The sequence below is a fragment of the Blautia sp. XA-2221 genome (assembly GCF_028767025.1).
Classification (GTDB): Bacteria; Bacillota; Clostridia; order Lachnospirales; family Lachnospiraceae; genus Blautia_A.
On record NZ_JAJQXX010000001.1, the window covers coordinates 184,821 to 198,656 of the forward strand.

A 13,836-nucleotide genomic window follows, 5' to 3' on the forward strand; every position below is an offset into this window, starting at 1 on the left:
GAAATAACATGAAAAAACAATTGAAAAAAGTAACAACTTTTACACTTGCATCTGTTATGGCTTTATCTATGGGAAGCGTAACAACAGTATTTGCAGAAGATGGCGAATATAAGGGACATACCCTGAATGTTGGTATCTGGGGCGGCAATGATCAGGAAGCAGCGGCTCTTGATAAAATGAAAACTGAGTTTGAGAAAAAAACAGGTGCAGAAATCGTATTCAAAACATATACCGATTATAACACACAGATTCAGGCCGACTTTATTGCCAAAACAGCTCCGGATGTATTTTATATTGATGCCAGCATGTTCCCTTTTTATGCAGACCTTGGTGTAATGGAACCGCTGGATGCGGAAGAGATGGAAGCTGATAAATATTATGAGAATCTGATTTCTGCTTTTACAGCAGAAGATGGTACTTTATATTGCATTCCTAAGGATGTATCTACTCTTGCTACCTATTACAATATTGGAATTCTGGAATCTGTAGGAATGACAGCAGATGATATTCCCGGTTCACTGGAAGAATATAAAGAATTTCTTCCAGAGCTTCAGGCAAAGCTTGACGAAGAGTACGGAGAAGGAATGGTTGCAGCAATGACATATAATCCGGAGCTGTCACGTCAGATTTATGTTATGGAAGAAAATGGCGCAAGTATTATTGACGAAAACGGAATGTCTACAATGAGTACAGACGGAGTTGTAGAAAATGTACAGTTTCTCGTGGATCTGGTACAGACAGGCGCGGTAAAAACACCACAGGATCTCGGACTTGGCTGGAATGGAGAAGCATTTGGCGTTGGAAAAGCGGCTATTATGGAAGAAGGAAACTGGGTATACGGTACACTTAAAAAGGACTACAGTGACATTAATTTTGGCGTAAAAGAAATGCCAACATATAACGGAAATCAGCATTCTATGTCTTTTACAGTAGGATATGGTATTTCTGCTGTATCTGAGGAAAAAGAACTTGCAAAAGAATGGATCAAGTATGCAACAGGTGAAGAAGGAATGAAAATCTGGTCCTCCGGAGCAGGATGTCTGCCATCCAGACCGGCTGTAGCAGATGCAATGGATGTAGAGAGTGATCCGGTATGGGCAGTGCATGCAAAAATGATCGATATAGCAACTCCATGGCAGAGAGGAACAACAGTAAGCATTATAGACAGCACATATAAAAACTTTATTCCGGCTGCCTTTAAAGGTGAAGCAGGGGTAAAAGAAACTCTGGAACAGATTGATGCTCAGGCAAACAGCGAGATTGAAAATGCAATGTAAATTCAGAAAAATCAGAACAGTTAAATAAGTAAGAAACAGGATGGGCGGTCGGTTTGACTGCCCGTTTCTTTAGAAAACACTGTTTGATATACAAGGAGAAAAATTATGGAGCATGCTAAAAAAGTAAGAAAAAAGTATACAGCTTATGAAAAGCAGGAGCATAAGCAGGGATATCTTTTTCTGACACCGGCCATTGTAGTTTTAACCATATTTATCGGTTTGGCTGTTTTGTTTGTATTTTATTTGTCATTTCATAAGGTGAATCTTTTTACAGGAGAATATGAATTTGTCGGATTAAAAAATTATATTCGTGTATTTAATGATGATATGGCAAAAATAGGTTTGAAAAATACATTGATGTTTTCTGCCGTGGTCGTACCTATCCAGACCGTTCTGGCATTAACTGTTGCTGCTGTGCTGAACAGTAAGCTGAGAGGTACATATTTCTTCAGAACAGTATTCTTTCTTCCTACCCTGACATCCAGTTCAGCATTAACTATGATTTTTATGTTTATGTTCAGTGTGACGGGACCGATCAATAATATGCTGATAAAGATGAATTTACTGGATCAGGGAATTAATTTTCTTCAGAATCCTTCCTTTGCACTGAAAGTTATTATGGTGATGAATATATGGTCAACGATTCCAATGTATACCACCATGTATCTTGCCAGCCTTCAGGACTTACCAAATTCTATGTATGAAGCTGCAAACATTGATGGAGCCGGACCGGTCAAAAGATTCTGGTATATTACAATTCCATACTTAAAACCGCTTACTACATATGTTCTGCTGACAAGTATTATCGGAACTCTTCAGATGTTTGATCAGGCTTATATTTTTTCCGGAGGATCAGGCGGACCTTCAAACTCTACTCTGACAGTTTCACTGATGGTATATAAATATGCATTTGGTACTCAGAATGCAATGGGATATGCCGCAACGTTAGCGTTGATTCTTGCGGTTATTATCATGATAATCTCTCTTTTGGCAGAAAAGGCCAATGGTGAAGAACGAGTATATTAAGGAGGGATGAGCTATGAAGAAAAAGAAGATCAGTATGGGAAAAATTTTCTTATACATAATTCTGATCGCTGCAGCCGTCTGCACGATTTATCCATTTTTGTGGATGGTTTCTGCTTCTTTTAAACCTTTGAAAGAGATTGTAAGCGGAGGTATGAAACTGCTGTCAGACACCATGTCGTTTGACAATTATAAATATATTTTGGGACGATCTTCTCTGTTTCCCAAGTGGTTTATGAATTCATTTATTATTGCAGTTGTAGGAACTACCATAAATGTTTTTGTTAATACAATGGCGGGGTATTCTCTATCACGCCTGTCTTTTCCGGGCAGAGATAAAATATATCATTTTCTGCTTGCTATGCTGATGGTACCGAATCAGGTACTTTTAATTCCTAATTATCTGATTCTGCAAAAGCTTGGTATGCTTGACAGTTATTCTGCGTTGATTCTTCCGGCAGCAGCAAATATCGGGAATATTTTTCTGATGCGTCAGTTTTTTATGAATTTTCCAAAGGAAGTTGAAGAGGCTGCCAGTATTGACGGATTGGGACGATATGCAAGATTTTTCAGAATCTGTATGCCTCTGGCGCGACCAACAATTGCCACACAGGCTATCTTTGTATTTATGGGATTCTGGAATGAATTTACAAAGCCCATGCTCTATATAAAAACAGCAAGCAAATATACTCTGACTCTTGGTCTTCAGAGTTTTCAGTCACAGAATGCCGGAACCATGTGGAACCAGGTTATGGCAGCTGCATGTATTTCGGTTCTGCCGATCATTATTATTTACTTGATTTTCAATAAATATTTCTTAGTAGGAGTGCGAATGGATGGAGAGAAATAAATTAAAAGCAATTATTTTTGACCTTGATGGAGTAATTACAGATTCTGCACATTATCATTATCTTGCATGGAAAGAGCTGGCAGATGAGCTGCAAATTCCTTTTGATGAAGAGTATAATGAAAAATTAAAGGGTGTGTCCAGAATGGAAAGTCTGGAATTGATTTTGATGAATGGTAATGCCTGTGATAAATATACATTAGAAGAAAAAGAAGCTATGGCTGAAAAAAAGAATGATAATTACAAAGAGCTGATCAAGCAGATTACACCGGAAGATCTTCTGCCGGGAATTCTCCCGTTTTTAAAAGAATTAAAAAGTAATGGAATTCGTATTGCATTGGCATCTGTTAGTAAAAATGCTCCTTTTATTATTGATCAGCTTCAGATTAATGAATATTTTGATTATATCGCAGATGCAGCCAGCGTTCCAAATGCGAAGCCTTTTCCGGATATTTTTCTGGCAGGACGAGATGAATTTGGCGTGGAAAGCTGCGAATGTATCGGCGTAGAAGATGCAAAAACGGGAATAGAAGCAATTCATCGGGCAGGAATGAAAGCTATCGGGGTAGGAACCCCGGATCAGATGACAGAGGCAGATTTGCTTACAACTACAGATAAATTAAATCTGTGTGAGATCCGTCAGTATTTTAATATGGTTTAATATGGAATAGAAGAGGATACATGTATATGGAACGAGTATGGTGGAAAGAAGCTGTTGTTTATCAGATATATCCCAGAAGTTTTCAGGACAGCAACGGGGATGGTATTGGAGATATTAAAGGTATTACATCCCGTATGGGATATCTGAAGGAGCTGGGTATAGACGTAATCTGGTTGTCTCCGGTTTATGAATCTCCAAATGATGACAATGGATATGACATCAGTGATTATCGGGCAATTATGAAAGAGTTCGGTACAATGGCAGATTTCGATGAGATGCTGAATGCAGCTCATGAGAATGGGATTCGCCTGGTTATGGATCTGGTTGTTAATCATACGTCTGATGAACATCCGTGGTTTGTGGAAAGTCGCAGAAGTAAAGACAATCCTTATCGGGATTATTACATATGGCGAGATCCTGAAAACGGAAAAGAGCCAAATAACTGGGGCTCCTGTTTTTCCGGAAGTGCATGGCAGTACGATAAAAATACAGAAATGTATTATCTTCATCTCTTTTCAAAGAAACAGCCTGATCTGAATTGGGATAATCCAAGGGTAAGAGAAGAAGTTTTTGATATGATGAACTGGTGGTTGGATAAGGGAGTAGATGGATTCAGAATGGATGTCATCAGCCTTATTTCCAAAAATCCGGAGTTTCCAGATGGAGTTCCGGGAATTAACGGTTACGCCAGCTTTAATGAACCGGCAAATGGACCTCATGTGCATGAATATCTCAGAGAAATGAGAAAAAAGGTTCTGGATCATGCGGATACGCTGACTGTAGGAGAGTGCTCAGGCGTTACCCTTGAAGAAGCAAAAAAATATGCAGCCAGCGACAACAGTGAGTTAAATATGGTATTTCAGTTTGAGCATATGGATGTGGACGCTGACGGAGATAATAAATGGACAGACAAAAAAATGGATCTTCGTGATATGAAAGCAGTTCTGACAAAATGGCAGAAAGGGCTGGAGGGCGTTGCGTGGAACAGCCTGTTCTGGCAGAATCACGATCAGCCCCGCTGTGTAAGCCGATATGCAGATGATGGAACATACAGAGAACGGTCGGCAAAAATGCTTGCTACATGCCTTCATATGATGCAGGGAACTCCTTATATATATCAGGGTGAGGAACTTGGTATGACAAACGTTCCTTTTGCTTCTATTGATGATTTCAGAGATCTGGACAGCATTAATGCGTATCATGAACTTGTAGAGGAACAGAGTATTTTTTCCGAAGAGGAAATGCTTCATTATTTAAGATATAAGAGTCGGGATAACGCCCGTACTCCGTTTCAGTGGGATGACACAGAAAATGCCGGGTTTACCAGTGGCACACCGTGGATCATGGTTAATCCTAACTACAAAGAAATCAATGCCATGGAGCAGCTGGAGAGAGAGGATTCTGTATTTAATTATTACAAAAAACTGATACGTCTCAGAAAAGAGAATCCTGTTATTGTATATGGAAGTTATAATTTGATCTTTCCGGAGTCTGAGGAGATTTTTGCATATACCAGAACTCTTGACAGAGAAAAGCTTCTTGTCTTATGTAATTATTCTGATACAGAACAGCATGTAGAGCGACCGGAGCTGTTTGCTGAGTCAAGATGTATGATTTCCAACTGTGATGTACAGACACAGGAAAATACGGTTATTTTGCCTCCGTATGCGGCAGTCGTATATTATATAGAAGAATAAAGCAGCAGGATATATTAAAAATAACAGAAGGAAACAGTGCTTGTTATGAAAACAGTCTGTGCGGTAAATAACATACCAACAGACTGTTTTTTATATTCAAATCGAAAGGAACATTAGATTTATAAAAAGATGTTAAAGTGATTGGGTACGGGATTCCAGGTTCCTGTTATCCGAAGTTATGTAGATGAGGTTACAGTAAGCGGGGAGATATGGCAGATACGGATGAAGAGTTGTCTGCTGATGATATTGTAGCAGATATACAGAACTGGTATAATATGTGTATGATGAAAGCGGTAAACTTTAATTGAATTAATTGCAGGCTTTAGAGGTGGAATGGATATGTACGCTGATTTTGGGTTCATGATATTTTGTGTTTTGACATATCGGCAGATAAATAGATAAAACTAGAAATCTGATTGCCAGAGAAAGGAATATCAGGCTTAATATAGCGATGCAAGAGGTTCTTGCGTCTGTATTTTTGGTATGCAAGAGCCACTTTCTTGAAAAAAACGGATTGAATGGTAGACTAAAAGCACGGAGGTGAAATACATGGATTTTGGAGAACAGATTAAAGGTATTCGTCAAAAAGAAAAATTGACACAGGAGCAATTTGCCATGAAACTGCATGTCAGCAGACAAGCTGTTTCAAACTGGGAGAATAACAAAAACCTCCCAGATATAGGAATGCTTATTTTGATATCTGATGTGTTTCAAATATCTTTAGATGATCTGATTAAAGGAGAAAATGAAATGAGCAACATGACAGAAAAAGTGATCAAAGATGGAAGTGAAACCAGAAGAGCCAGGTATAATATGGTATGTTCGATTATAGGAGGTTTCTTGATTTTAATCGGAATTATACTGCTTCTTGTAAAGGGGCTGTCGGTAGAATATATTGATGCACAAGGGGTGCTGCATGAGAACTTCTTTCTTATTCCCATTGGATTTTTATGTGTGTTTAGTGGTCTGGTTTCTTTTATTACAGCTGGTATAACTACAATGATCAGTAAAATTAAAAACAGAAATTCATAATGACAGCTCTGTTTTTTTAATGTCTGGAACCAGGGAACGTGTGAGTCTGTTTAGCCGGCTAAAGAAAAAGCGTTATGTTTATGATAAACAGGCAGACTTCCCTTGATGAAAGCTTTGACAAATGGGAAAAGAATCGGTACAATAGCAGATATGTTATCTGAATGAGTAAAATATGAATCAGCAGGAGGAAATATGGAAGTATTAGTACAGTGGTTTACAGACAATCTGTCCCAGTTTATTTCGGCAGAGATGGTTATTTTTATTATTTCAATGGTTCCTATTTTGGAATTAAGAGGCGGACTTCTGGCAGCTTCACTTTTGAAGATTCCGGCAGCAACAGCCATTCCGATATGTATTATAGGAAATATTATACCGATTCCTTTTATTCTTCTGTTTATCAGAAAGATTTTTAAACTTATGAAAAAGACAAAGGTTTTCCATGGCCTGATTGAAAAGCTTGAAAACAGAGCTATGGGGAAAAGTGACCAGATCAAAAAGTATGAATTCTGGGGCTTAATGTTGTTTGTAGGGATTCCCCTTCCGGGAACAGGAGCATGGACAGGAGCTCTGATCGCTTCTCTTCTGGAAGTTGATATCAAAAAATCTTCTCTGGCCATTTTAGGCGGAATTATTATGGCAACTGTGATCATGTATATTGTTTCCTATGGTCTTGTAGGAAATATTATCCACTGATTTTTATAAAGACAGCCTGGCATATGTTTTTGCAGGGCTTCTGTGAACGGAAGAAACAGTATCCGTGTTCATCCGGTGGACAGAAGATATAAAGTGTGTTAGAATAAAATTCGAAAATCTACAGAATCAGGGACTTAGATCCCGGGAAAAAGACGGTTTATCCGGAAAACAGGACAATCTGTTTTCCGGACTTCTGATGTTCGTGTCGGTTCCGACAGAGTATCCCGTAAATTATTTATAATATGGAGTTCCGGAATTAACCGGATATTATTTTTAGAAAAGGCTGAGGGAATTTTTATGAGAGAAAAATACGAATCCTTGTCACTTGCGACATTGAAGGAGCTGGCAAAGGCAAGAGGCCTGAAGGGAATTTCCACTTTAAGAAAGCCAGCGCTGATCGAACGTATGCTTCAGGAAGATGAAAAGGAGCAGAAAGATACAGGAGCAGCTATTGAATCTGTGCAGAAAGAAGAAATCCGGGAAGAAAAAAAAGAGGACAGACAGGAGAGCAGTCAGTCTCCGGTGCGTCAGTACAGACAGAACGGACACGTTCAGGAAAATCGGGCATCTTATGACAACAGAAGAAGGAATAACTGGCAGGAAAGCGGTGCGAGAACCTATAATAATCAGAATGACAGCCGCAGATATGAGAACGGTCAGAGTGAGTTTACAAGAACTCATGGCAGTCAGAACGAAAGCCGCAGATACGGGAATAACCAGGGTGAGTTTACAAGAACCCATGGCAGCCAGAATGAAGTCCGCAGATACGGTAACAGTCAGGGCGAAAATTTCAGAACCTATAACAGCCAGAATGAGAATCGAAGATATGCAAACGGTCAGGATGAAAATGTCAGAACCTATAATAATCAGAACGAAGACCGCAGAGCAGGTTACAGTCAGGACGAAAATGCCAGAAACTGTAATAATCAGAATGAAGAACGAAGAACAGGATATAGCCAGGAGGAAAATTCGAGAGTCGGCAGCAGTCCTGTTGAAAATCGAACAGTGTATGTGCAGCAGGATGATGTAAAGGTTCCGGTGGAAACAGCACAGCTGGACAGCGGACAGAAAGCCAACGGAATTCTTGAGGTTCTTCAGGATGGCTATGGATTTATCCGTTGTGAGAATTTCCTTCCGGGAGAGAATGATATCTATGTTTCTCCGGCTCAGATCCGCAGATTCAACCTGAAAACCGGAGATATCGTTCAGGGAAATATCCGCATCAAAACTCAGGGGGAAAAATTCAGCGCTCTTTTGTATGTGACTTCTATTAATGGATTCCACCCCAGTGAAGGCCAGAAACGATATAATTTTGAAGACATGACCCCCATATTCCCCAATCAACGGCTTCAGATGGAACGTCCGGGGGGAAGTATGGCAATGAGGATCGTGGATCTGATCAGTCCCATCGGAAAGGGCCAGAGGGGAATGATCGTTTCTCCGCCAAAAGCAGGTAAGACGACTCTTCTCAAGGATGTTGCCAAGTCTATTTTAAGAAACAGTCCGGATATGCATCTGATCATTCTTCTGATCGATGAGCGTCCGGAGGAAGTGACAGATATCAAGGAAGCAATACAGGGTCCAAATGTGGAGGTGATCTATTCCACCTTTGATGAACTTCCGGAGCATCACAAAAGAGTGTCCGAGATGGTTGTGGAGAGAGCCCGCCGTCTGGTGGAACACAGAAAGGATGTGACGATCCTTCTGGATTCTATTACAAGGCTTGCCAGAGCATATAATCTTTGTGTTCAGCCAAGCGGAAGAACTCTTTCGGGAGGTCTTGATCCCGCGGCTCTTCATATGCCGAAAAGATTTTTTGGCGCAGCCCGCAATATGAGAGAGGGCGGAAGCCTGACCATTCTTGCCACAGCTCTTGTAGATACAGGAAGCAAGATGGATGATGTGATCTATGAGGAGTTTAAGGGTACAGGAAACATGGAGCTGGTACTTGACCGCAGACTTCAGGAAAAACGTGTATTCCCTGCCATTGATATTCAGAAATCAGGAACCCGCCGGGAGGATCTTCTTCTCAGTCGTGAGGAACAGGAAACCGTATCTTCCATGCGTAAGGCTCTGAACAGTCTGAAGGCGGACGAGGCTGTGGAGCAGATCCTGAATATGTTTTCCAGAACCAGAACGAATGCGGAATTTGTTCAGACAGCAAAAAAACAGAAATTTTTATAAACATCTTGCATTTATGAAAGGAGTATGTTATACTCAGGAGGCTGTAAAATAATAAATTCGTCTACTCAAATACGAATAGAAAATAATAGAAAGAAATACAGAGAGGTGAAAATCATGCGCGAAGGAATCCATCCGAATTATCATCAGGCAACTGTAACCTGCAACTGTGGTAACACATTTGTAACAGGTTCTACAAAAGAAGATATCCACGTGGAAATCTGCTCTAAATGCCATCCGTTCTACACAGGACAGCAGAAGGCTGCACAGGCTCGCGGACGTATTGATAAGTTCAACAGAAAATACGGCTTAAACAAATAATTGAACAATATGAAAACGTGAGAACAGGTTGAGGTTGGGAAATCTCAACCTGTCTTTGCTTTCAGACAAAAGAGTTTATGGCAGATGGAGAATATGAAAATATGAAATCATCAAATATCGGCGGTCAGGCAGTCATGGAAGGAATCATGATGCGGCACAAGGATAAGTATTCCGTTGCTGTTCGCCGTCCTGACGGAGAGATTGAGTTAAAGGTAGAAGACTATAAATGTACGTTTGGCAATGCCGGGATCTGGCGTAAACCTCTGATCCGGGGTGTGGTCAGTTTTGTGGACAGCCTGGTAATAGGAACCAAATGTCTGATGTACTCTGCGGAAATTGTCGGCGACGAAGAGGACGAGAAAGAGGCAGAAAAAAATGCCGCTCTTTCCGAGGACGAACGCGCTGCCAAAAAAAAGAAAGAGGACAGACAGTTTAAATGGCTGCTTTACGCAACAGTAGCTTTTTCTATTGTAATATCTGTAGCCGTGTTTATGCTGCTTCCCTATGCGCTTGCCAGTCTTTTAAAGAATGTAGGAGCATCTGAGGCAGTGATAACTGTGGCGGAAGCTTTTGTGAAACTGGCATTGTTTATGGGATACATGTTTCTTATATCCAGAATGAAAGATATCCAGAGAACTTTTATGTATCATGGAGCAGAGCATAAATGTATCAACTGTATTGAACATGGACTGCCTCTTACCGTAGAAAATGTTATGAAAAGTTCACGGCAGCATAAGCGCTGCGGAACCAGTTTTTTATTCCTGGTTATGCTGGTCAGCATTTTTCTGCATTTTATTTTTGTTCTGGTTCCGTTTTACTGGGTGCGACTGTTGGGAAGGCTTCTGATGGTTCCGGTTGTGGCCGGGATTTCTTTTGAGATGATCCAGTGGGCAGGCAGAACGGACAGCAAGCTTGCATGTCTTTTAAGTAAACCGGGACTTGCCATGCAGAAGCTTACAACAATAGAACCTACAGAAGATATGGTTGAAGTGGCGATTGCTGCGGTAGAAGCAGTTTTTGACTGGAAAGCATATCTGAAAGAAGAATTCGGCTGGGAGCCGGGAGAAGAAACAAATGAAAACTCTTGAAATGCTGCTGAGGGAAGGAACGGAGATCCTGAAGACAGCGGAAATAGGTGAAGCCAGGCTGGATGCCTGGCTCCTTCTGGAATATATTACAGGAAAAAACCGGGCATATTATTATGCACATATGGATCAGGAGGCAGAAGCGGATCAGGAAAAAACATATCTGGAGCTTTGCCGCAAAAGGGCTGAACATATTCCTCTTCAGCATCTGACCGGAACAGCCTGTTTTATGGGATATGACTTTTATGTGGATGAGAGAGTGCTTGTGCCACGGCAGGATACAGAGATCCTTGTGGAAGAGGCGCTGAACCTTCTGAAAAAAACAGAGAAGCCGCGTATTCTTGATATGTGTACAGGCTCCGGGTGTATTCTTCTGAGTATCTTGAAGGAAATTCCGGAGGCAGAAGGCGTGGGTGCAGATCTTTCGGAGGCTGCGCTTCAGGTCGCAGAAAAAAATATGAAAAAGCTGGAACTGGATCACAGAGCAGTTCTGGTACACAGCGATCTGTTTTCCGGGGAATATTTTTCTGAAACCAGTGGAAAAACACAGAAGAGATATGATATGCTTGTTTCAAATCCCCCGTATATTCCAACCGGGGAGATAAAGACTTTGATGGATGAAGTACGGACTCATGATCCTTATATGGCTTTGGACGGAAAAGAGGATGGACTGTATTTTTACAGAAAGATCACAGAGGAGTGCAGGAAGTACCTGAACCCCGGCGGCTGGCTTGCCTATGAAATCGGCTGGGATCAGGGGAGCGCTGTGACCGGGATTATGGAAAATGCAGGATTTGAACAGGTAACAGTAAAAAAGGATCTTGCAGGACTTGACAGAGTGGTCCTGGGACAGAATCCCGGGACAAAAATTTTCGCCTAAGAATAAAGTAACAGGAGGAACAGAATGTTTGATAAATTGGAGGATCTTCTGATCCGGTTTGATGAGGTTCTCAATGAGCTTGGAGAGCCGGGAGTTACAGATAATCAGGAACGGTTCCAGAAGCTTATGAAGGAACAGAGTGATCTGCAGCCGATCGTAGATGCTTATAAAGAATATAAAGAAAATAAAGAAACGATTCAGGACAGCCTTTCCATGCTGGAAGGGGAAAAAGACGAAGAAATGCGGGAGATGCTCAAGGAAGAGCTTTCCGATGCCAAGAAACGTGTAGAGGAACTGGAGCATGAGATCAAAATCCTTCTTCTTCCCAAAGACCCTAACGACAGTAAAAACGTTATTGTGGAGATCCGTGCAGGCGCAGGCGGTGATGAGGCTGCTCTTTTTGCGGCTGAGATCTACCGTATGTATGTAAAATATGCAGAAAGCCTCAGATGGAAAACAGAGATGATGAGTCTTAATGAAAACGGTATCGGCGGATTTAAAGAAGTAACGTTTATGATCCAGGGAAATGGCGCTTATTCCAGACTGAAATACGAAAGTGGCGTTCACCGGGTACAGAGAGTACCGGAAACAGAGTCAGGCGGAAGGATCCATACTTCTACCTGTACGGTAGCCATTATGCCGGAGGCGGAGGAGATTGATTTCCATCTGGATATGAACGACTGTAAATTTGACGTATTCCGTGCATCCGGAAACGGCGGCCAGTGTGTCAATACCACAGACTCTGCGGTACGTCTGACTCATATTCCCACAGGAATCGTAATCTCCTGTCAGGACGAAAAGTCACAGCTTAAAAATAAAGACAAAGCTCTGAAGGTGCTGCGTTCCCGTTTGTATGAAATGGAGATTGCAAAGCAGCATGATGCAGAGGCTGAGGCCAGAAGAAGCCAGATCGGAACAGGAGATCGTTCTGAGAAGATCCGTACCTACAACTTCCCTCAGGGACGCGTGACAGACCACAGGATCAAGCTTACCCTGCATCGTCTGGACAGTATTCTGGGCGGAGATCTCAGCGAGATTATTGATAGTCTGATCGCGGCTGATCAGGCAGCCAAACTGGCAAATCTCAACAACGAGGAAGCATAAAAGCAAAAGCGATAAAAAAGTATTACAGTATTGAAGCCTGCAAAAGGTACAATATTGTAATATCAGGATTATATAGATAAATGGAGGAGAATGAAATGAAAAAAACAGCACTGGTAATTATGGCTGCCGGTATCGGAAGCCGCTTTGGAAAAGGAATCAAACAGCTTGCTCCGGTAGGACCAAACGGGGAGATCATTATGGAATATTCCATTTATGATGCTTTGGAAGCAGGATTTAATAAGGTTGTCTTTATTATCAGAAAGGATTTGGAAGAAGAATTCCGCGCTGTGATCGGGAATAAAATTGAACAGATCACAGAAGTTGAGTATGCATTTCAGTCTTTGGAAGATCTTCCGGAGGGATTTGAAAAACCGGCTGACAGAACAAAACCATGGGGAACAGGTCAGGCAGTGCTTGCAGCAAAAAATGTCCTTTCTGAGCCGTTTATGGTAATTAATGCAGATGACTATTATGGAAAAGAAGCCTATGTAAAGGTACATGATTATCTGGTTCAGGAGCAGCCGGATGACGGACTTCTCCATATCTGTATGGCAGGTTTCCGTCTTGGAAATACCCTCAGTGACAATGGAAGCGTAACAAGAGGTGTCTGCCATATTGAGAACGGAGCTCTTGTTGGCGTTACAGAGACTCATGACATTTATAAGACAGAGAACGGCGCAGAGTCCAGAAATGCAGACGGTACAGCGGAAGAACTGGATGTCAACAGCCTTGTTTCCATGAATATGTGGGGCCTGACACCTGCGTTTATGGACGCACTGGAAAAAGGCTTTGTGGAATTTCTTCAGGATCTTGATGTGGCTGATATCAAAAAAGAATATCTTCTGCCTGAGATGATCGACCGTTTGATCAAGACCGGAAAAGCAAAGGTTGATGTACTGGATACAAAGGATACCTGGTTTGGCGTAACCTATCAGGAAGACAAAGAAGTGGTGATCGCTGCTTTTGACAGACTTGCAAAAGAAGGCGTTTATCCGGAGACACTTTATAAATAAGCAGTTTCCCGTTGTGCTGACA

Annotated in this window: 13 protein-coding genes; all 13 read left to right on the forward strand. The window is 41.4% G+C overall.

The features are described from left to right. Nucleotides 1-8: 8 nt before the first annotated feature. The 13 genes from LU279_RS00880 to LU279_RS00940 all read left to right on the forward strand — a co-directional run bounded on the left by LU279_RS00880 (nt 9) and on the right by LU279_RS00940 (nt 13,814). Nucleotides 9-1,277, forward strand: a complete 1,269-nt coding sequence (locus tag LU279_RS00880) for a sugar ABC transporter substrate-binding protein (protein WP_274420109.1) — start codon at nt 9-11, stop codon at nt 1,275-1,277. Nucleotides 1,278-1,382: 105 nt separating this feature from the next. Beyond that, nucleotides 1,383-2,303 carry a carbohydrate ABC transporter permease gene (locus LU279_RS00885; protein WP_274420111.1) on the forward strand — a complete coding sequence of 307 codons (921 nt, stop codon included), beginning with the start codon at nt 1,383-1,385 and terminating at the stop codon, nt 2,301-2,303. A gap of 13 nt (nt 2,304-2,316) precedes the next feature. After that, nucleotides 2,317-3,150, forward strand: a complete 834-nt coding sequence (locus tag LU279_RS00890; protein WP_274420113.1) for a carbohydrate ABC transporter permease — start codon at nt 2,317-2,319, stop codon at nt 3,148-3,150. Then, on the forward strand, nt 3,137-3,808 hold the full coding sequence (gene pgmB / locus LU279_RS00895; RefSeq protein ID WP_274420115.1) for a beta-phosphoglucomutase: 672 nt from the start codon (nt 3,137-3,139) through the stop codon (nt 3,806-3,808). The genes LU279_RS00890 and pgmB overlap by 14 nt, the downstream gene beginning before the upstream one ends. Nucleotides 3,809-3,834: 26 nt before the next feature. After that, a complete protein-coding gene (locus LU279_RS00900) occupies nt 3,835-5,505 on the forward strand; it encodes a glycoside hydrolase family 13 protein (RefSeq protein ID WP_274420116.1) in 1,671 nt (556 codons plus the stop codon). 549 nt (nt 5,506-6,054) lie between these two features. After that, nucleotides 6,055-6,537 carry a DUF3955 domain-containing protein gene (locus tag LU279_RS00905; protein ID WP_274420118.1) on the forward strand — a complete coding sequence of 161 codons (483 nt, stop codon included), beginning with the start codon at nt 6,055-6,057 and terminating at the stop codon, nt 6,535-6,537. Nucleotides 6,538-6,729: 192 nt separating this feature from the next. Continuing rightward, nucleotides 6,730-7,230, forward strand: coding sequence for a COG2426 family protein (locus LU279_RS00910; RefSeq protein ID WP_274420119.1), 501 nt, complete (start codon nt 6,730-6,732; stop codon nt 7,228-7,230). Between the two features lie 297 nt (nt 7,231-7,527). Next, complete coding sequence (rho, locus tag LU279_RS00915; RefSeq protein ID WP_274420120.1) at nt 7,528-9,414, forward strand: transcription termination factor Rho; 1,887 nt, start codon at nt 7,528-7,530, stop codon at nt 9,412-9,414. 114 nt (nt 9,415-9,528) lie between these two features. After that, entirely contained in the window at nt 9,529-9,732 is a 204-nt protein-coding gene (gene rpmE, locus LU279_RS00920) for a 50S ribosomal protein L31 (RefSeq protein ID WP_022068223.1), read from the forward strand. A gap of 101 nt (nt 9,733-9,833) precedes the next feature. Continuing rightward, on the forward strand, nt 9,834-10,820 hold the full coding sequence (locus tag LU279_RS00925) for a DUF1385 domain-containing protein (RefSeq protein WP_274420121.1): 987 nt from the start codon (nt 9,834-9,836) through the stop codon (nt 10,818-10,820). Further along, nucleotides 10,807-11,697, forward strand: coding sequence for a peptide chain release factor N(5)-glutamine methyltransferase (prmC, locus tag LU279_RS00930; RefSeq protein WP_274420123.1), 891 nt, complete (start codon nt 10,807-10,809; stop codon nt 11,695-11,697). The genes LU279_RS00925 and prmC overlap by 14 nt, the downstream gene beginning before the upstream one ends. Before the next feature lie 24 nt (nt 11,698-11,721). Continuing rightward, complete coding sequence (gene prfA, locus LU279_RS00935; RefSeq protein ID WP_147598759.1) at nt 11,722-12,801, forward strand: peptide chain release factor 1; 1,080 nt, start codon at nt 11,722-11,724, stop codon at nt 12,799-12,801. Between the two features lie 95 nt (nt 12,802-12,896). Beyond that, a complete protein-coding gene (locus LU279_RS00940) occupies nt 12,897-13,814 on the forward strand; it encodes a nucleotidyltransferase family protein (RefSeq protein ID WP_274420126.1) in 918 nt (305 codons plus the stop codon). The last annotated feature ends 22 nt before the right edge of the window (nt 13,815-13,836 follow it).